General features: G+C 70.0%; 20 protein-coding genes and 3 pseudogenes. 6 read left to right on the top strand and 17 right to left on the bottom strand.

The window, feature by feature from the left end; translation table 11 throughout:
• The first annotated feature begins 5 nt into the window (after positions 1-5).
• Positions 6-197 (top strand): hypothetical protein, encoded by a 192-nt coding sequence (locus ACH4NX_RS11345; RefSeq protein ID WP_351397318.1) that lies wholly within the window; start codon positions 6-8, stop codon positions 195-197.
• A gap of 13 nt (positions 198-210) precedes the next feature.
• Here ACH4NX_RS11345 and ACH4NX_RS11340 read toward each other — a convergent pair whose 3' ends face one another.
• The 15 genes and pseudogenes from ACH4NX_RS11340 to ACH4NX_RS11270 form a co-directional block, all read right to left on the bottom strand.
• Positions 211-564: a hypothetical protein gene (locus ACH4NX_RS11340; protein ID WP_398127892.1), complete on the bottom strand. Its 354-nt coding sequence runs from the start codon at positions 562-564 to the stop codon at positions 211-213.
• A gap of 226 nt (positions 565-790) precedes the next feature.
• Positions 791-1402, bottom strand: a complete 612-nt coding sequence (locus ACH4NX_RS11335; RefSeq protein ID WP_398127893.1) for an OmpA family protein — start codon at positions 1400-1402, stop codon at positions 791-793.
• An 8-nt stretch (positions 1403-1410) separates the two neighbouring features.
• Complete coding sequence (locus ACH4NX_RS11330) at positions 1411-1986, bottom strand: hypothetical protein (RefSeq protein WP_398127894.1); 576 nt, start codon at positions 1984-1986, stop codon at positions 1411-1413.
• A gap of 34 nt (positions 1987-2020) precedes the next feature.
• Positions 2021-2596: pseudogene (locus ACH4NX_RS11325) on the bottom strand (pilus assembly protein TadG-related protein); the annotation flags it as partial.
• A 20-nt stretch (positions 2597-2616) separates the two neighbouring features.
• The gene (locus tag ACH4NX_RS11320) at positions 2617-2814 is read right to left on the bottom strand and encodes a hypothetical protein (RefSeq protein ID WP_398127895.1); all 198 of its coding nucleotides are present in this window, start codon (positions 2812-2814) and stop codon (positions 2617-2619) included.
• 333 nt (positions 2815-3147) lie between these two features.
• Positions 3148-4041, bottom strand: coding sequence for a DUF5936 domain-containing protein (locus ACH4NX_RS11315; protein ID WP_398127896.1), 894 nt, complete (start codon positions 4039-4041; stop codon positions 3148-3150).
• A gap of 13 nt (positions 4042-4054) precedes the next feature.
• Positions 4055-4999: a type II secretion system F family protein gene (locus tag ACH4NX_RS11310; protein ID WP_351397338.1), complete on the bottom strand. Its 945-nt coding sequence runs from the start codon at positions 4997-4999 to the stop codon at positions 4055-4057.
• Positions 5000-5056: 57 nt separating this feature from the next.
• Positions 5057-6394, bottom strand: coding sequence for a CpaF family protein (locus ACH4NX_RS11305; RefSeq protein WP_351397341.1), 1338 nt, complete (start codon positions 6392-6394; stop codon positions 5057-5059).
• Positions 6391-6543 carry a hypothetical protein gene (locus tag ACH4NX_RS11300; RefSeq protein ID WP_398127897.1) on the bottom strand — a complete coding sequence of 51 codons (153 nt, stop codon included), beginning with the start codon at positions 6541-6543 and terminating at the stop codon, positions 6391-6393. Before ACH4NX_RS11300 ends, ACH4NX_RS11305 begins: the two co-directional genes overlap by 4 nt.
• Before the next feature lie 4 nt (positions 6544-6547).
• The gene (locus tag ACH4NX_RS11295) at positions 6548-6922 is read right to left on the bottom strand and encodes a TadE/TadG family type IV pilus assembly protein (protein ID WP_351397346.1); all 375 of its coding nucleotides are present in this window, start codon (positions 6920-6922) and stop codon (positions 6548-6550) included.
• Position 6923: 1 nt separating this feature from the next.
• Entirely contained in the window at positions 6924-7253 is a 330-nt protein-coding gene (locus tag ACH4NX_RS11290; protein ID WP_351397630.1) for a pilus assembly protein, read from the bottom strand.
• A 182-nt stretch (positions 7254-7435) separates the two neighbouring features.
• Positions 7436-8704 carry an AAA family ATPase gene (locus ACH4NX_RS11285; protein WP_351397349.1) on the bottom strand — a complete coding sequence of 423 codons (1269 nt, stop codon included), beginning with the start codon at positions 8702-8704 and terminating at the stop codon, positions 7436-7438.
• Between the two features lie 7 nt (positions 8705-8711).
• Positions 8712-9419: a Flp pilus assembly protein CpaB gene (gene cpaB, locus ACH4NX_RS11280; RefSeq protein WP_398127898.1), complete on the bottom strand. Its 708-nt coding sequence runs from the start codon at positions 9417-9419 to the stop codon at positions 8712-8714.
• Positions 9420-9575: 156 nt separating this feature from the next.
• Positions 9576-10466 (bottom strand): hypothetical protein, encoded by an 891-nt coding sequence (locus tag ACH4NX_RS11275; protein WP_398127957.1) that lies wholly within the window; start codon positions 10464-10466, stop codon positions 9576-9578.
• 258 nt (positions 10467-10724) lie between these two features.
• Positions 10725-12629 carry a serine/threonine-protein kinase gene (locus ACH4NX_RS11270; protein WP_398127899.1) on the bottom strand — a complete coding sequence of 635 codons (1905 nt, stop codon included), beginning with the start codon at positions 12627-12629 and terminating at the stop codon, positions 10725-10727.
• Between the two features lie 181 nt (positions 12630-12810).
• Here ACH4NX_RS11270 and ACH4NX_RS11265 point away from each other — a divergent pair, with 181 nt between their 5' ends.
• A complete protein-coding gene (locus ACH4NX_RS11265; protein ID WP_398127900.1) occupies positions 12811-14523 on the top strand; it encodes a chitinase in 1713 nt (570 codons plus the stop codon).
• Positions 14524-14651: 128 nt separating this feature from the next.
• Here ACH4NX_RS11265 and ACH4NX_RS11260 read toward each other — a convergent pair whose 3' ends face one another.
• Complete coding sequence (locus tag ACH4NX_RS11260; RefSeq protein ID WP_398127901.1) at positions 14652-15554, bottom strand: hypothetical protein; 903 nt, start codon at positions 15552-15554, stop codon at positions 14652-14654.
• Positions 15555-15722: 168 nt separating this feature from the next.
• Positions 15723-15872, bottom strand: a pseudogene (locus tag ACH4NX_RS11255) (ATP-binding protein); the annotation flags it as partial.
• 4 nt (positions 15873-15876) lie between these two features.
• Between ACH4NX_RS11255 and ACH4NX_RS11250 the strand changes: the two are divergent.
• From ACH4NX_RS11250 to ACH4NX_RS11235, 4 genes and pseudogenes are all read left to right on the top strand, one after another.
• Positions 15877-16149: pseudogene (locus ACH4NX_RS11250) on the top strand (Scr1 family TA system antitoxin-like transcriptional regulator); the annotation flags it as partial.
• 11 nt (positions 16150-16160) lie between these two features.
• Entirely contained in the window at positions 16161-16355 is a 195-nt protein-coding gene (locus ACH4NX_RS11245) for a hypothetical protein (RefSeq protein WP_361733842.1), read from the top strand.
• Positions 16356-16441: 86 nt separating this feature from the next.
• Positions 16442-16951: a SigE family RNA polymerase sigma factor gene (locus ACH4NX_RS11240; protein ID WP_279560083.1), complete on the top strand. Its 510-nt coding sequence runs from the start codon at positions 16442-16444 to the stop codon at positions 16949-16951.
• A 143-nt stretch (positions 16952-17094) separates the two neighbouring features.
• Complete coding sequence (locus ACH4NX_RS11235; RefSeq protein WP_398127902.1) at positions 17095-18360, top strand: hypothetical protein; 1266 nt, start codon at positions 17095-17097, stop codon at positions 18358-18360.
• The last annotated feature ends 6 nt before the right edge of the window (positions 18361-18366 follow it).

The following is an 18366-nucleotide window of genomic DNA, read 5'->3' as shown; positions in this document are numbered from 1 at the left end:
TTCTGATGACGCACATCACCTGGGAAGAGCCCTTCTGCTCCGAGGGCGCCAACTGCTTCCGCATAGGTACCGATCCTGAAGGCAACGCCTACATTGCCGTGGCTGGACAGGAAAGCCACTACCTCACCGACAGCCGGGAAGCCCTTGGTGCTCTCATCCGTGGGATCAAGGCGGGCCACGCCGATCACTTGCTGTAGAACGATCGGTTCGTCAGGGCGCCACCATGCGGAGAAGTGCCGTACCGTCCGGCCCGGTCGTCGCCTGGATCACTACGGCGTCGGGCTGAGCACTGGGGCGGGTGCCGGACAGGCCGCCGCAGGAGTTGCCGCTGCCGTTGTCACGGAGGACGGTGACGCAGCCCTGGCCGGGGCCGCTCGCACCGCCCTGGGTCCGGCCATTGGCCGACTTCACCGTGTACTCGATCCTGTCCGGGCCGACCTCGGTCACGGACAGCGTCGCCGGACCGCCCGGGCCCTGGAAGCGGACGGTCACGGGCTCGGACACCGCGATCTCGCAGTTGCCGTCGCTGCAGGCACGGGGATCGTGGCCGTCCGCTGCGGACACGGACGGCTCCGGTTCCTCGGCGGGCGACTGCGTGGCCGGGGGCCGGGACGTCGTCGGCCGCTCCGGGGACGATGCCGGGGCCGCGTCCGTCCGGTCCGGGCCGTCGCAGGCCGCCACCGTGAGCACGGCCAGCGCCGTCAGCGCCGTCGCTGCCGCAAGGGTCGCCGCACCTTCGTGGGCGGGCCTCCGCGTCCCTGGGGAACCCTCTCGTTTCGCCATCGGCCGGTCAGGCCTCCGAGCGCGGGAAGGAGACCTCGACCCTGCGATTCTTCTTACGGCCGGCCTCCGTCGAGTTGTCGGCGATGGGGTAGTCCTCTCCGTAGCCGCGGACCTCGTAGGTGATCCCGGAGTCGTTCAGGGTCTGGACCAGGACGTCCTGTACGGCGTTGGCGCGCTTCTTCGAGAGGACGTCGCCGTGGGCGGAGGAACCCAGGTTGTCGGTGAAGCCGAAGACTCGGACCCTGGTGGCGTTCTGGGTCTTGATCTCCTCCGCGATCCCCGCGATACGGGATTTCGCCTCGGCGCCGAGCTTGGAACTGTCCTTGCCGAACAGCACCTCGGCCTGGAGCGCCAACGTCACACTGGTGTTGGTGTCCTCACGGCGTTCGTCGCCGCTCTGCTCCTCCACGACCGACTTGATGTCCAGCACCTTCGCCTGCGCGAGCGTGGCGCCGTCCGGGATCTTCAGGTCCGGGTCGTTGGAGTCCACCTCCACGGGGGCGGAGGCGGAGGGCTCGGTGCCCGGTGGGTCGTCGGCAGCGTTGGCCGACGTGCCAACGACGCTCGTAGCGATGAGTACGGACGCCGTCAGCAGCACAGTCAGACGGGTTTGGCTCATTGGTGGCCTCACCCTGAGATCTCAATGGGAGCGGCCGTGAAAGTGGGCAGCTGGAAGGTGACCTCTTCCGTATCTGCGGGGGGTGCCGGGAATTGCATGAAGACGGGGATGGTCGCACCTGGCTTGATCCGCGGCATGTCCGTGGTTGTCAAGGGACGGCCGTCCGTGTCCCGCAGCACGTAGAACCTCTTCTTGTTGGCGGAGTCCACCAGAGTTGCCCCGCCGAGCGACCCGCCGTGCCGCATGATCTCGGTCTCGTCACCCCTGGTCTTGATCGGTACACGGGCCGCCTCAGCGCCATCGTTCCGAATTTCACCACTCACCGTCACGAATCCACCCACATCCCGTGCCGCGTAATGGATCGTGAGGACCAGGCCGTTTTCACCCTTGAGCTCGGCCATGGGCGAGTCCGTGCCCTGTTGAGCACTGGGGGCGGACTTATCGTCCGAAGTGGCGGACGCCGAGGCCTTCGGCTGTTTGTCATCGTCCCCGCCACCGCAATTAGCCACGCCGAGGGTCATGCCGACCGCAATGGTCAACGCAGTCATTCTCCTGCGGGCTTTCGTTGTGAACCGAATGCTCATGACTCCGCTTCCTTCATTACTCATCGTTCGCTTGTCAGTCAGCCAGATGAACGTCGAACAGGTCCTGTGGCTCCGGAAGTTCGGTCAGTTCCTCAGGATCCAGCTCCCAGTGCTCGTCCTCGCAAGTCAGCCCGGGCAGCACGTCCGCCTCGGCGCCCTCTTCGGGAAGCTCGAATGTGCAGCGGGGTTCGATCACAGCAGTAGCGGAGGCGCGGGCGTAGTCGTCCCCTGTGCCTGGGACTATGGACTCCCCGACGGGATCATCCGCTGTGACGTCCACCTTGTAGCCGAGCGGACCGTTTAGCGTGCAGGCATCGACGTGTGCCTCGTTCTGCGCCGCAAGCTGGTCCGCTCGCCAACACGAGTCGGCGAGGCCAGTCGCCACACCAGCGAAGATGTCCTCCCAGGACTTCGGGTCTTGTACGTTCTCCGTCCACGCCCCAGCAAGCTGGTCCCGAGTTTCCTGTGCCGCCGCAAGCACCGCGGCATCAGCCGCCGTCTGGGCCCCGTTTCGACTCGCCGCCGCTTGACCGACCGCGAGATAGGCGAACGCGAGCAGGAGCAGACCTGCCACCACCGTGATGTAGATGGGGAAGGCCTGCCCGGCATCCTTGTGGCCCGAGCCCTGGGTTAGTTGATGACCTCGTCGATCTTGTTCACGATCGCGTCGTAAATCGTGTTGCCGATATCCGTCCCCGTGATCGCCAGCACAATAGCCACCACCACCGCGATGATCCCCAGGTACTCCACGGCCGTCTGGCCCTTGTCGTTGCGAGCGGCGGCGCGGGTCTGCAGGCGTGCGGCGGTGGTGTGGAGCCAGTTGGTCATGGTGTTCCCCTCCAGGGTGGAGAGCCCGGTCGTGGGCCCCTTCGTGTGGCGTGAGTCGGTGGGTGGCGGAGGTCTGCCGGCTGGTCGTGCCGGGTGTCACGTCGTTCACGATCTCCACCTCCCCTGCGCCCAGTTGGGACCTCGACCTGTCGGAAGCACCAGACAACGACTGTCCCACACTGGGTTGCAAGTGCGAAAGATATTGCGTGAAAGTAGACCAACCAGGCGTCAGGCCAACGGATGTTGACGTCACCGCTTCGTGTGCAGTCGCACTCTGGTTGTTTACGACCGCCCCCTTCCCCGACCGTGCGTTCGACATGCCGCTCTCCTCCCCTACTCGCCCGTGATCGTTCCGAAGTCCGTCCCCGAGCCCAGGATCAGGCCGGCGCCGAGGAGGATCATCGTGGCCGGGACCATGAAGGTGGTGATCATCATCGTGGCCTTGGGGACCGCGCGAGCGGCCTTGCGGCGGGCGTTCTGGGCGTCCGTGCGGCGCATGTCCTTGGCCAGGGAGACCAGGGTGTCGACGATGGGCGCGCCCAGTTCCTCGCCCTGCTGGAGTGCCGTCACGAACATCGCCACCTGTTCGGAGTCGTTGCGCCGGCGCAGCTCCGCGAAGGCCTCGCGGCGGCTCACGCCGAGGTCCATCTGGCGCAGGGTGATGCGGAGTTCGTCGGCCCACGGGCCCTCGTAGCGGATCGCCACGCGGTCCAGGGCCTGGCGGAAGCCCAGGCCCGCGCTGACCACGACCGCCAGGACGTCCAGGAAGTCGGGGAGTGTGCGCTCGATGACGTCCTTGCGGATGCGGATCGCCGACCAGATGCCGACCTCCGTCCAGAAGGCGCCGAAGGCGAGGAGGAGCAGGGCCACGACGAGCTGGCCGCGCATGACGAAGACCAGGAAGCCGACCACGCCCAGGAAGCCGTAGACCGCGCGGCGGGCGGCGTAGCGGTCGATGGTCAGGCCGCCGGGGTTGCCGGCCAGGTCGATCCTGCGGCGGTACCTGGCCACCAGGGTGGGGCCCATGATGCGCAGCACGGCCGGGGCGTAGCGCATGCCCATGCGGTCGATGAGGGAGTAGACGGCTCCGGTTCGGGTGGCGCCGACCTCCAGTGCGAGGGCGAGGTCGCCGGGGAGTTTGGCGTCGGCCCGGTACATGCGGACGCCGGCGAAGGCGCCCCAGACGCTGAGGCCCATGAGCAGTGCGAGGAGAAATCCCAGTCCCATTTCGGTTCTCCCCTCAGACGTCGATGCGGGACAGGCGGCGGATGAGGACGAAGCCGACGGCGTAGAGCGCGAACGCGATGATCACCGCGGTCTGGCCGGCCGGGGAGCCCGTCATGCGTTCCAGGGCGCCGTCCTTCACCCCGTTCATCAGGAACAACGAGCCGACACCCAGCACGGGAACGGCGTACGACGTCATGCTGACCTGGGAGAGCTGCGTGCGGACCTCGCGCCGGGTCTCCTTGCGCTCCTCGAGGGTCTCCGTGAGGTTGCGCAGGGCACCGACCACCTGGCCCCCGGCGCGGTTGGAGAGGACGAGAGTGGTGACCAGGACGACCAGCTCGCGGGAGGGGAGGCGGTCGGCGAGTTCGCCGAGGGCGTCGTCCATCGAGGCGCCGACGGACAGTTGGTCGGCGACCTTGCCGAGTTCCTCGCCGGCCGGGGATTCCAGCTCCTCCGCCGCCATGCCGATGGCGGTACGCAGGGCGAGACCGGCCTGGGTGGCGTTGGCGAGGATGCGGGCGAGTTCGGGGAGCTGGTTGATGAACTTCTCGATGCGTTGCTGGCGCTGCCAGTTGAGGAACTGGGCCGCCACGCCGATGCCCAGCAGGCCGGCGATCGGGCCGAAGAAGGGAGCCAGGGCAGCCTGGCCGATCAGCCACAGGCCGGCGACCGTGGCGAGCATGTAGGCGAAGAACTCGCCGGGTGTGACGTCCAGGCCGGTGGCCGCCAGACGCAGTTCCAGTTTCCGGCCGGGCTTCGTACGGCGCAGGCGGCGGTCCAGGGTGCGGAAGCGGCGCCGGCGGCCGGCGGGAGGGAGCTGACCGCTGGCGGAGAGGCGGTCGACCAGGGCCGCGCGCTGGGCCTTGCCGACGGCGTAGGAGTGCAGGCCCATGACCGCCAGGGCGCAGGTCAGCAGCGTGATGCCGGTGGTGAGCGTGACGAGCGTTTCCAGTTCCATCGGGCGGTTCCTACCTGGCTTCCGTCATGTGGTCCTGCCTGGCTTCCATCGGTCGGGTCACCTGGCTTCTCGGGTGGCGAGCTGGTCCGCGGTGTGGGCCACGCCGAAGGCCTGTGGGATGGGCTGGCTGGCCATGTAGAGGCGCTCGGCGGTGCGGCGCGGGAGGGGGTGGTACTCGAAGGCGCCGTAGATGCGGCCGTCGGTGGACATCGGCTGGGCGTTGAAGCGGGCGACCGTGGCCAGGCGGTACGGCTCGCCGCCGTGGCTGGCCAGCAGCGCGATCTCGGTGATGCGGCGGGCCCCGTCGGCGAAGCGGGTCAGCTGGACGAGGACGTCGACGGAGCTGTTGATCTGGTCGTGCAGGGCCACGAAGGGGATCTCCACGTCCGACATCGAGGCCAGGGTCTGGAGGCGCATCAGGGCGTCCTCGGCGCTGTTGGCGTGGACGGTGGCCAGGGAACCGTCGTGGCCGGTCGACATGGCCTGGAGCATGTCCAGGGACTCGCCGCCGCGGACCTCACCGACGACGATGCGGTCGGGGCGCATGCGGAGCGAGTTGCGGACCAGGTCGCGGATGGTGATCCGGCCCTGGCCCTCGACGTTGGGCGGGCGTGACTCCAGGCGGATGACGTGTGCCTGCTGGAGCTGGAGTTCCGCCGAGTCCTCGATGGTGATGATGCGTTCGGTCTCCGGGATCAGGCCGGAGAGCGAGTTGAGGAGAGTGGTCTTCCCGGTGCCCGTGGCGCCGGAGACGATGATGTTGAAGCGCGCCTGCACCAGGCCGGCCAGCAGGTACAGCATGTTCTCGTCGAGCGAGCCGAGGCCGATCAGTTCGTGGAGGGTGAAGGAGCGCGGGAAGCGGCGGATGGTGAGGGTGGGGCCGGTCAGTGACAGCGGCGGGATGATGACGTTGACGCGTTCTCCGGAGGGGAGGCGGGCGTCGACCATGGGGTTGGACTCGTCGACGCGGCGGTTGACCGTCGAGACGATGCGTTCGATGGTCTGCATCAGCTGGTCGTTGGAGGCGAAGCGGAGCGGCAGTTGTTCGACGCGGCCGCCGCGCTCCACGAAGATCGCGTCCGGGCCGTTGACCATGATCTCGGTGATGGACGCGTCTTCGAGCAGCGGTTCCAGGATGCCTAGGCCGAGTGCCTCGTCCACGACCCTGCGGATCAGCTGGGAGCGCTCGACCGTCGACAGGACCGGTCCCTCGCGGCTGATGATGTGCCCGAGGACCCGTTCCAGCCGGGCCCGGCGCTCGGCCATCGCCAGCGAGCTCATCTCGGCGAGGTCGATCTCCTCCAGGAGCTTGGCCCGGTAGGAGGCGACCAGGTGTCCGTCCTCGCCCCGGCCGGCGTGCTCCTCGGGGGAGTGGATGCGTGCGCGCAGGCTCATGCGTCCGGTGCTCCTTGCTCCTCGTTCACGCGGGCACTGTTCACGCGGGCGTTGCCCGCCCGGCCACTGCCCGCCCGGCCACTGCCCGCCCGGGCACTGCTCACCCCGTCGCTGCTCGCCCGGTCGCTGTTCACGCGGTCGCTGTTCACGTCTTCACTCCTCCGCCGGGTGGTCCAGCGGCATGGTGGCCGTCCTGGTGGCGTCCCCGAAGTCCCAGCCGGGGACGATCGAGGGGATGTCGACGGTGGCGGTGACCGACACCTCGTCGCCGCCGTACGCCGAGGGGCAGTCGGTTCCGTCGGCCAGCCAGCCGCTGACCGCCGCCGCGCACGCTTCCTGCGCGCTCTCCTGGAGCGAGGCGTTACGGGCCCCGGCGCGCGCCGCGGTGCCGGCCTGCTGGGCGGTGTACGCGATCAGGCCGAGTTGTACGGCGGCCATGCCGACGATGATCAGGATCGGCAGGAAGCCGAGGTACTCGATGGCCACCTGGCCACGGTCCCTCGCACGGCCGCGCAAGGAGTACGGCATCTCAGTCGTCCTCCTCCTCGACGGCCCCCGCGTGCCCGTGCACGGTGAACGGGAAGCTGACCGTGCCCGGGAAGAGGATGGGCACCTCGATGCGCACGTCGGCCGTGACATAGCCGCCCGCGGTGTCGCAGCCCACGTCGGCGCCCCCCTCCCACGCGCCGGGCAGCTTGTCCCGGCCCGCCTCCTGGCAGGCACCCTGCCGCGCCCCCCGGTCGGCGGCCGTCGCCGCCCGTACCGCCTCGTCCGCAGCATTACCCGCGAGCGTGTACGTGTATCCCACGAGCACGAGCTGCCACAGCACCACCAGCGTCGCGATGATCACCGGGGTCATGCCGAGGAACTCGATGGTGACCTGGCCCGCGTCCCCGCCCACGGGCCTCCCCACCGAGCGCTTCCCCCCGGCGGTCCGGCCTCCCGAGGTCCGGCCTCCCGAGGTCCGGCCTTTCGAGGTCCGGCCTCCTGGGGCCTCCCCTCCCCCGAGCCGGGCACCCCGGGGCCCGCGCCGTAAGGCACTCATCCCGCACCGTCCTTCCGGCGCCGGAGGCTCACCGACCCCCGGTCGCCGCGGATCCGGTCGCCGCGTCCCCGGCCGCCCCTCCGGTCGGCCGCGGGCGCCTTGACCAGGCCGAGTTCGCCCGCGAGGGCCCACAGGGCCTGCTTCACGGTGCTCCTGCTGTCCAGTTCGTGGACGCGTCCGGCGTCCACCGCGCCCTGGAGCTCCTTGAAGTTGGCGGGGACGGCGGTGCCGGCGATCGCCGTGCCGGTGATCTTCTGGATCAGCGGAGGCTGGATCTCCGTGGACCGCGTGTGCCGGTTGACGACCACGGTCGTCTCCTCCGCCTTGCGGATCTGCAGCCGGTCCCACATCCGCACCGCCCGCTTGGCGCCCCGCACGGCGACCACGTCCGGGGTGGTGACCAGCAGCGCCGTGTCCGCCATCTCCACGGCCGCCGCGCCGGCCCCGCCGAGCTGGGCGCCGCAGTCGAGGACGACGACCTCGTAGCGGGAGCGCAGGGCGCTGACGATCTGGCGGGTGGCGCGGTCGGTGACCTCCTCGCCGCGTTCGCCCTCGCCGGGGGCGAGCAGCAGGGCGAGGCCGGTGTCGTGGCGGAAGACGGCGTCGGCCAGGACACGCGGGGAGATGTCCGTGATGGTGGCGAGGTCGACGACGGAGCGGCGGAACTGGACGTCCAGGTAGGAGGCGACGTCGCCGGCCTGGAGGTCCATGTCGACCAGTGCCGTGGGCCGTCCCGACGCCTGAGCGGCGAGGGCCAGCTGGATCGCGGTCAGGGAGGTCCCCACCCCGCCCTTCGCGCCGCTGACCGTGACGACGGTGCCGCCGGCTCCGGTGAACACCTCGACGCTGCTGCCGAGGTGCCGCCGTACGCCCACCGACCACTGGGCCACCGCCTGGACGCGGCTGGCGAGTTCCTCGTAGCCGAGCGGCAGGGCGACCAGGCCGCGGGCGCCGTAGTCCATGGCGGCCTGGAAGAGCCCGGGGCCGGGGTCGGAGGTGACGAGGATGACGCCGACGGCCGGGAAACGGAGGGCGACCTCGCGGATCAGTTCCAGGGCGGGGACGGGTCCGATGCGCTCGTGGACGACGACGACCTCGGGCAGTTCGTCGACGGACTCGGCGGCGAGGCGGGCGAGGGTGTCGACGAGCTGGGTGGAGTCGGTCACCGGGGCCACCGGTTCGGCGTCCGGGAGCTGGCTGAGCAGGGTCGTGATGGACCGTACGGCGTCCGGGTCGCCTACTGCCGGGAGGATCCTCGTGGGCATACGGGTCTCACTTGTCCTTCGCGAGTTCGTACGTCCGGTCCTTGTCCGGGACCGGGGTGTCGCTGCCGGGCGCCACCAGCGCGAGCCGGACCCGCTGGGCGAACGACTCGGCGTAGGTGATGCGCTGGGCGTCGATGGTGGACAGTGCGAAGGTGATGGGGACGGCGTCGGTGGGTTCCCGGTCGCGGCTGTTCTCGTCGGGCTTCAGCGGGGTGAGGTCGCCGACATCGATGACCTTGGCGTTGGTTACGATGATCTTGGACTGAGCGGGGTCACCCTCACGCTCGCCCTCGAAGGTGGCGTACACGTTGACCGTGGAGCCCGGCGTGATCTTGCCGGCTACGCCGGTCGCCGCGTCGATCATGATGGCGACCTCCTGCTGCCCGAGCTGCAGGGCGGGCTGGTCGACGATCATGTCGCTCTGCAGCAACGAGCCCTTCTTCAGCGTCGTCACCGCGATCTTGCCGCGGACCTGGCCGAGATCGGTGACGGCGTTCTCCGACAGCCAGCGCTCGGGCATCTCGATCTCCTCGAACTGCTCCGCGCCGAGGGCCGTGTAGGGCTCCACGTTCGCCTTGAGCCGGTACGCGGTGACCTCGGGCCCGACCTTCGACTTCACGTCGTTGATGACGGACAGCACGCCGGCGAACGCGCCGAGGGCGCAGAGGACCGACAGGATCAGCAGGATGATGCCTCGGCGCTGACGGGAGTTCATGAACCGTGCAACCTCATTGGGGAATCGGTCGAACCGGATCGGATGGCGGGCGGACTGACGGACAGGAGACCTGACGGACGGGCTGGCTGCCTGGCTGGACGGCCGGCTGGACGGGAGCGGCGCGGGACGGGAGCGCGGTACGGACGCGGGACGGGCCTACCCGGTGAGCGCTCGTCTCTCACGGCGGTGGCCGAGAGCGGCGGCGCGGCGGTCGGGGCGGGCGGCCTCGCCGCCGGAGCCGTGCGCGGCCGGTGTCGCGTCGTAGACCGGTGGCGTGGCGGAGCAGAACACGCAGCGGTCGCCGATGACGTCGATGCCGCACCAGTGGCAGGTGCTCCGCCGTACCGAGGTGACCAGTTGGTAGAGGACCGACAGGTCGGGCAGGTAGGCGCAGAACTCGGTCAGGCGTCCGGTCCCCCACCAGCCGGGGGACTCGGCGGGCAGGGGCGTCTCGCGCAGCCCCTGTACCTTCCAGGACGGGGCGAGGGTGCCGGTGACCCAGTCGGACGGGAGCTGGCCCTTGGCGACCAGCAGGCTGGTACCGAACTCGGGCCCGTCGAGGGCGGCTTCGGGACCGATCCGCACCAGCTGCGGCACGGGATGGGTCACGACGCCGAACTGGCTGCCCGGCATCCAGGACCTGGCGTGCGACTTCAGGCCCACGGGGACGTGGTCGAGCCGGGCGACGGAGCCGAGCAGCGCGCCGGTGTGGATGTAGTGGGTGAGCAGCCGGCCGGCCGAGGCGAGGACGCCGGGGCTGAGGTCGCAGGAGGCGAGCTGCCGTAACTGGCGGGCCAGCACGGCGAGTCCGAGGGGCGGCAGGGGCGGCCGGAACAGAGCGATCCGGTCGGTCTCCAGGAGGGCGCGGACGGTGTGCAGCCGGCGTTCCACACTCGTCGGGAGGTCCTGCGAGCACACGACGATCACGTGCCCGTGCTGGTCGACCAGCGCGTGCAGCTCGGCCAGCACGTGGTCGAGGGGACGCCGGCCGACGTCCTGGAGCACGACCGCGGGCAGCGTCCGTTCGTCCTGCGGCGGCAGTGCCATGTCGGCACCGGTCACGGCGATGGCAGTTGGCACACGCGGCTCCCCGTCTCCCCATGCCCGCCGGTGCACCGGTGTTACTCCGGCCCACCCGGACGACTTCACTGCGTGACTACGTGAGCACTGTATCCACGCCTCTGTGACCGGAGAACAGCCTTTCTGTAGCTCTGGAACAACTTGTGTTGCACAAGGTGCGTCAAAACGGGGCAGGTTGAACTTTCGCCGGGTGGGGGCCGGCCTCGGTGCGGCCGGTGTCCGGCCCTACAGGTAGCCGGCGCAGTGCTTCAGTCGCGGCGGGCCGGGGGTGCTGCGGTTCTTCTGGATGTCCTTCAGGTGGTCGTCGTAGAGGGTTCTGTAGACCGACTTCCCGTCGGCGGACTCCTCCATGATCTCGGAAAGGGCACGGCACACATCCCTTTTGAGGAGCCGGTTGTCCTCGCCCTCGGTCTTCTTGACGCCGATGCCCCACCCTCGTGTGTCGAGATCGAGCAGGAGGGTCTTCCAGTCGGGGTTCTCACTCACGTAGCCGTTGGCGATGGCGTCGTCCGTGGCCACCGCGTCCATGGTGTTCCCCGAGTCCTTGAGGTATTCGATGCACTTCTCGAAGGTGTCGGGGGGGTTCTTCTTCGGAGTGAGCCCGTACTTCTTCAGGACGTCGCCGTACACGGAGTCCCGGGTGGTGCAGACCACGGAGTTCTCCGAGTCCTGCAGTTCGTCGAGGGAGCCGTACCGGGTGTTCTTCACCAGCAGCGCCGTGAACGGGATGTAGTACGGGCCGAGGAGTTCCACCCCCTCTTTCCTGCTCCGCTCCTCGTCGATGGTGTACGTGGCGACGACGATGTCCACCGCGTCACCGACCAGGTGGTCGGAACGATCGGCGGTCGTCACCCGCACGAATTCGACGTTCCGCTCCTCGTACCCCATGAGGCCGGCGATCCTCGCCGCGAGGGCGGGTTCGAACCCGTCGAAGTCGTCGCCCTTCTTGACGCCGAGTCCGGGCTGATCGGCCTTGACGCCGACGACGAGTGTGCCGTCCTTGTCCGTGTCCTTGTACGTCTTCTCTGTCCCCGGCCCGCCCGAGACGGGCTCGTCCCGCTCCCCGGAGCCGCCCTGCTGCCCCCACACGAACCAGGCGCCGGCGGCGAGCAGGGCCGCGCAGAATCCTGCGACGGGAATCCTCCACCGGGCCGGGCGCCCGCGTCCGGCCGGCTCGGGAGGTCCGGCGGTCGGCGCCCGGCCGGGTGGGGGATCCGGTGGCACCGGCGCCGCGGGCGGACTCGGGCCCGGCTGCGTGTCGAGGACGAGGGAGTCCAGGGTGACGGCGGACAGCAACTGCTCCGCCTCGGCGGCGTCCGGGCGCTTCGCCGGGTCCTTGCACAGCAGCGCGTCGACGAGCACGGCGAGCGGCCCGGCGTACCTCGTGGGCGGTACGGGCGCCTCCCGCACGGCGACGAGCACTTCGAGGTCGGTCAGCCCCTCGAAGGGGCGTCGGCCCTCCACCATCTCGTAGAGCGTGACGCCGAGGGCCCACAGGTCCGACGCGGCGGTGGCGGCGCGCGGCTGGTCCCGGGCGCCGCTGAGCAGTTCGGGCGCGAGGTACTGCGCCGTGCCGATGATCTCGCGCGTCCGGGTGACCTGCGCGGCCCCCTCGAACGTGGCGATCCCGAAGTCCATGAGGAGAGCCCGTCCGTCGGGCCGGAACAGGATGTTGTGGGGTTTCACGTCGCGGTGGACCACCCCGGCCCGGTGCACGGCGGTGAGCCCGTGCAGCACCTGGAGGCCGATGCGCGCCGCGTGCGGCACCGCGAGCTGCCGCTGGTCCTTCAGCAGGTCGGCCAGGGAGCGCGAGTTGAGCAGCTCCATCACGATCCAGACCTGGCCGCCCTCCTCGATCACGTCGTGGACGGCGACCACGTTCTGGTGCTCGATCCTGGCGATGGCCTGTGCCTCACGGCGTGCCCGGCTCACCCACTGCGCGTGCGTGACGGGGGTCGCGTCGGGATGCCGGAGCCCCTTCACGGCCACCTTCCGGTCGAGGCGGGTGTCGAGAGCCTCGTAGACCACTCCCATTCCGCCGCGGCCCAGTAGCTTCTCCAGCCGGTAGCGGTGGGCGATCAGCATGCCCGAGTACTCCGAGCCGCCCCCCGCGCTGCCGTCGCTGTGCATCCGTCCCCCCCTGCGCCTGGTTACCGGGAGCAACGATAGGTGCTGCGTGCACGGGCAGCAGGACCATCCGTGAATTCGCGGTCTCCCTCCACCTGTTGGTCCGTACCTACCTCTTGACACCTCAATTGGTCTGGACCACCTTGTACGTCAACGCCCCCCACTCCCTCACCCGGAGGCCCCCATGGAGCCCGTACACAGACGTATCGGCAGACGGATGAAGTTCTGGGCGGGAGCCGTCACCGCCGCGCTCGCCCTCTCGGTCACGGCCGTCGGCCAGGCGTCCGCCGCGGACGTCAACAACGCGAGGAACGCCGGCTTCGAGGCCGGCCTGAGCGACTGGACCTGCTCCGCCGACAGCGGTACGACCGTCTCCTCCCCGGCACACGCCGGCTCCGCCGCGCTGAAGGCGACGCCGAACGGGCAGGACAACGCCCGGTGCGCCCAGACGGTCAAGGTGAAGCCCGGATCGACGTACACGCTCAGCGCCTGGGTCCAGGGCGGGTACTCCTACCTGGGCGTGACGGGCACGGGCACGACGGACGTGTCGACCTGGACCCCTGGCTCCACCTCGTGGAAGCAGCTGTCGACGACGTTCACGACGGGCTCCTCGACGAGTTCGGTGACGGTCTACACGCACGGCTGGTACGGCCAGTCGGCCTACTACGCCGACGACCTGTCCGTCTTCGGCCCGGACGGCGGGGGCGGTGACGACGGCGGACCCGAGCCCACGGTCCCGTCCGTACCCGCAGGTCTGAACGTCTCCGGTACGACCTCCTCCTCGGCCTCGCTCACCTGGGACACGGTCTCGGGCGCCACCGGCTACAACATCTACCGCGACGGTACGAAGGTGACGGCGGTGACCGGCACGTCGGCTACCGTGACCGGCCTCGCGGCCGCGACCTCGTACTCCTTCCAGGTCACGGCGACGAACGCGGCCGGCGAGTCCGCCAAGTCGGCGGCCGTCTCGGCCCGGACGGCGGACGGCGGGGGCGGCGGGGGCGGCGGCGACCTGCCCAAGCACGCCGTGACCGGCTACTGGCAGAACTTCGACAACGGGGCGGCGGTCCAGAGGATCTCGGACGTCTCCGCCCAGTACGACATCATCGCCGTGTCCTTCGCGGACGCGACGAGCACGCCCGGCGCCGTCACCTTCAACCTCGACACGGCCGGCCTGGACGGCTACACGGTCGACCAGTTCAAGGCTGACGTCCGCGCCAAGCAGGCGGCCGGGAAGAAGGTCATCATCTCGATCGGCGGTGAGAAGGGCACCATCACGGTGAACGACTCCGCCTCCGCGACCAACTTCGCGAACTCCGTCCACGCGCTCATGGGCGAGTACGGCTTCGACGGCGTCGACATCGACCTGGAGAACGGCCTCAACGCGACCTACATGACGCAGGCCCTGCGCGCCCTGTCGGCGAAGGCGGGCCCGGACATGATCCTGACGATGGCCCCGCAGACCATCGACATGCAGTCGACGTCGGGTTCGTACTTCCGGACGGCGCTGAACGTGAAGGACATCCTCACGGTCGTCAACATGCAGTACTACAACAGCGGCACGATGCTCGGCTGCGACGGCAAGGTGTACGCGCAGGGCACGGTCGACTTCCTCACCGCCCTGGCCTGCATCCAGCTGGAGAACGGCCTCGACCCGTCCCAGGTCGGCCTGGGACTGCCCGCCTCCACCCGTGCGGCGGGCGGCGGCTACGTCTCCCCGTCCGTGGTCAACAACGCCCTGGACTGCCTGACCAAGGGCACGAACTGCGGCTCCTTCAAGCCGTCGAAGACGTACCCCGACCTGCGGGGCGCGATGACCTGGTCCACCAACTGGGACGCGACGGCGGGCAACGCATGGTCGAACTCGGTGGGAGCGCACGTACACGCGCTCCCGTAGCCCCGGCCGGCCAGTCCGGTCAGTCCGGCCGGCCCGGCTCGCCCGGCCGGCCCGGCTGGACAGTGCGGCTGGCCAGTGCGGCTGTTCCCCCTACCGCGACGGCGGTGGGGGGAACAGCCGCACGTGGCTCAGTCGCCCCTTCCCAGGTTCTCGCTCGGCAGGAATCTCTGGCGCACCCAGAGGCTCACCAGGACCGTCCCGCCGACCAGCAGCGGCACCGGATCACGGGCGGCGGGGGCCAGCACGTGTCCCAGCGCCATGACCGTGCAGACCGTCAGAGGAACGAAAGCCGCCGTACCCTCCATCCCCCATCGCAGCGCCGGCCGGGCCATGCCCAGGACGCTCGCCCCGCCGGGCAACCACGGCCCGGTGGCGATCACCACAAGCCCCACGGTCTTGCAACCGTCGGCCACCTGACCGTCCGGCACCCCGGCTCCCTGCGGGCCGACGGCCCACAGCTGCAGGGTGTCACCGACCAGCATGAAGGACAGCCCGACGATCCCCGACCACAAGGTCGCTCTCCGGTCACTGCGTACGAGACGGCACAGGGCCAGCAGAAAGCTGAGGAACACCAGCTCGACAGCCCACAGGAACACCACCATCCCCTCCCCAGGCAGCCAGCCGCCACCGGTCCCGCTCAGCAGCACCCAACCCGTCATGAACAGGGCCCCGGCCGCGACGATCCCGTCGAGCACACGCCGCAGCAACGCGGGCCGTCCGGTACCCGCGTCGGCCGCGACCACCAGACCGGCCGTCCCCAGGCCGACCGCCAGTGCCGCTCCGACGACCACGACCAACTCCAGCAGCGACTGCTCGTCCCGTCCCGGTTCCGGTGGATGGGCCTTGAGCACGTCGGCCACCACCCGGTACAAACTGCCGGCGGCCGCCGCGCCCCCGAACAGCCAAAGCCTCGTCCGTACCCGTCCGCTCGTCCACCACGTGCGGAGCACCAGCGAGACCGCCACCGCGCAGCAACCGACGGACGGCCCGAGGGCCACCATCCGCACCACCGCGCTCCCCAACCCCGCCATCCAGGCGTGCCTTTCGCCGGTTCCAGCCCGCAGGGCCCTTCTGCCGGTCCTGGGGTCCACCCACAGAACGTAGAAGATCCGCCACTTGTCTCGAACTCAACAAAGGGCCCATTCACCCGTACCGCGTACGAAATGTGATCTCCGCGTACCGCCGCGCTGACGCACACGTCAAGGCGCCCCGTACGCCACCGCGCCCACCCTCGGCAGGGTCGCCCACATGCGCGTGCCGCCGCCCGGTTCCCTCGCCTCACCGAATCCCCAGGCGCCGTCGCAGGCGCGGCAGACGCGGGCCAGGACGCGGAGAGGCGCACGGTCGCGTCACGTCCTGGAGAGATCGGACCAGGACAGCGTGACCGTCCTGGTCATTCCCTTTGCCGCCGGAGCCTTCCCCGGTGCCGGACAGACCGTGCTATACGCGTCCGGGCCCGTGCCCCAACTGGACACCGTGCAGGTCGACAGCTCGCACGGGCCGGATTTCCTTCATGCCGAGTCCCAGTTGGCGAAGTACCGTGCCCACTTGGACTGGATGGAGCGCATCGCCCTCTCGTCAGAGCCCTCACGCGACTTCATTCACGCCATTGCCAACGAACTTTGAGGAGACGCCCGATGAGCAGCGACATCACCTGGGAAGCACCCTTCTGCGGCGAGGGAAACTCCTGCTTCCGCCTCGGTACCGACACCACCGGCAACGCCTACATCGCCATAGCCGGTGAGGAGGACGCCCCCCTCACCGACAGCCGGGAGGCCCTGCGCCGCATGATCCTCGACATCAAGGCGGGCAAGGCCGACCACCTGTTGTGACGCCCGCGTGAAACATTTCCCGGGGCCCACCGCATCAATGAGGTGAAGGCAGTACAGAACCACGGCGAGCTCGGGGGAACACGTAGATGAGGCAGGGACGGGCGGACGAGTACGCCGAGTTCGCGGCGGCGCGGGCCGGGCACCTGTACCGGTCCGCGTGTCTGCTCACCGCAGGGGACACGCATCTGGCCGAGGATCTCGTGCAGGAGACCTTCGGGCGGCTGTACGTGCGATGGGGGCGGGTGTCCCGGGTGGGGAACCCCGCCGCGTACGCGCAGACCGTGCTCACCCGGGCCTTCCTCGCCCATCAGCGGCGGCGCAGCAGCCGTGAGCGGGCGACGGACGTGTTCCCCGACCTGCCGGGCGCCGGCGACGGGGACGCGCCGCTGAGGCTGACCCTGCTGGCCGCGCTCGCCCGGCTGCCCGCCAAGGACCGGGCCGTCATCGTCCTGCGGTACTGGGAGGACCGCTCGGTCGAGCAGACCGCCGACGTGCTGAACGTCAGCTCGGCGGCCGTACGGACACGGTGCTCCCGGGCGCTCGGCAAGCTGCGCGAGCTGCTGGGCGAGGACCTCGCGGAGTACGCCAGACCCTGACGGCCCCACCCGCCTCTCGTCGGATCCACATACCTGCCTCGTCCCGCACACAGCTCTCACAGCACGCACAGCACGCAGCTCTCACAGCTCTCACAGCTCTCACAGCTCTCACAGCTCTCACCAAGCCGAAAGGGTGGCTCGTCATGCCCGAAAACCAGCACCAGGACCCCTTCGAGGAACGGCTCACCGCCGCCCTGCGCGACACCGGCGGTGACTTCCGGGCCGACGGCGCGGCCCTCGTCGCCGGTGGGCGGTCCCGTGGGCGCCGGGCGGTGACGCGGCGCCGGGCCGGGGTGCTCGGAGGGGTGGCCGGGGTCGCCCTGGTCGGGGTGGGCGGGGCGCTGCTCCTGCCGTCGGGGGATGCCTCCAGCCCCGAGCGTTCCACCGTGGCCTCCGAGGCGACCTCCCGCCCGTCCGCCTCGGCCGCCCCGCCCCCCGTGTCCGGAGACACTCTTCTCCAGTCGCTCAAGGAACTGCTTCCCGCGGGGGAGTTCAGCGAGGAGGACGCCCGGGGCTCCGACGAGAAGCAGGGCCCGTACGCGTATGCCGTGTACGACGACGGGGAGGGCGCGGCCGCGCTCAGCATGGGCCTCGGCCGGGTCGAGCCCGGCGGTGAGCGGGCCCGGCAGCTGACGGAGTGTCCGGACAAGACGTTCACACCGCACGACGCGTGCGACTCCAGCCGGCTGCCCGACGGCTCGTGGCTCAAGCTCTTCCAGGGCTACGAGTATCCCGACCGGCGCGTCGACACCAAGCTCTGGTCCGCCGACCTCGTCACGAGCACGGGGCAGCACGTCTCCCTGAGCGAGTGGAACTCCCCCGCCCAGAAGGGCGCCCCGATCTCTCGGGAGGACCCGCCGTTGTCGACCGCGCAGCTCAAGGAGGTCGTCACGGCGGACGTGTGGCGCCGGGCGGTGGACGCCATGCCGGTCGAGCCGAAGCCGTCCGGGTCCGCCACACCGGAGCACACGCCGCCGGAGACCTCCGGCGAGAGCATCTCCGAGATCCTCGCCGGGCTGCTCCCCGAGAAGCTGGACGTGGTCGGGCAGGGCGGCCAGGACAGCGAGTTCCGCTACGTCGTCGTCGACGACGGCAGCGGTGGGAGCCTCGTCCAGGTCAACGTTCAGCACGGCATGGACGACGTCGCCGACCAGCTCTACGGCTCCGGCGAGACCCTCCCCGACGGCACCCGCGTCGCCGTACGGCAGGGGCCCGGCGACGACCGCGTCGCCGGGGTCCTCATGTGGACCGTCGACACCATGCGGCCCGGCGACGACGGCTTCCGCGTGGTGATCGGCGCGTTCAACAACGACGCCGCGCATGCCCGGCCCACCCGCGAGAACCCCGCGCTGACCATCGACCAGCTGCGGGAGATCGCGCTGAGCCCGGAGTGGGAGAAGCTGCGGTAGCGGAAC

It is taken from the genome of Streptomyces sp. NPDC017225 (assembly GCF_044331465.1).
In the GTDB taxonomy this organism is placed as follows: domain Bacteria; phylum Actinomycetota; class Actinomycetes; order Streptomycetales; family Streptomycetaceae; genus Streptomyces.
The sequence above is the reverse complement of the archived record's forward strand: the minus strand, read 5'-3'. Positions and strand labels throughout refer to the sequence as shown.